The organism is Psychrobacter sp. TB55-MNA-CIBAN-0194 (genome assembly GCF_040309505.1).
In the GTDB taxonomy this organism is placed as follows: Bacteria; Pseudomonadota; Gammaproteobacteria; order Pseudomonadales; family Moraxellaceae; genus Psychrobacter; species Psychrobacter fozii.
Map to the genome: position 1 here is coordinate 1 of NZ_JBEOOW010000651.1, position 245 is coordinate 245.

General features: G+C 60.4%; 1 protein-coding gene. It reads left to right on the top strand.

From position 1 onward, the window contains the following. Window positions 1–245, top strand: a 245-nt coding sequence (locus AAEY75_RS16620) for a rod-binding protein (RefSeq protein WP_352260266.1), incomplete at both ends; no start/stop codon positions are given.

A 245-nucleotide genomic window follows, 5' to 3' on the forward strand; every position in this document is an offset into this window, starting at 1 on the left:
GGCTTAACCAGCTCAAGGTCGGCGACAAGAACAGCGAAGGCAACATGCGCAAGGTTGCGCAGGAATTCGAGTCGCTGTTCCTCAACGAGATGCTCAAGTCCATGCGCTCGGCCACCGAGGCCTTGGGCAAAGACAACCCGATGAATACCCCGGCGGCCAAGCAGTACCAGGAAATGTACGACCAGCAACTGGCGGTGTCGCTGTCCCGGGAGGGCGGTGGTATTGGCCTGGCGGACGTGCTGATG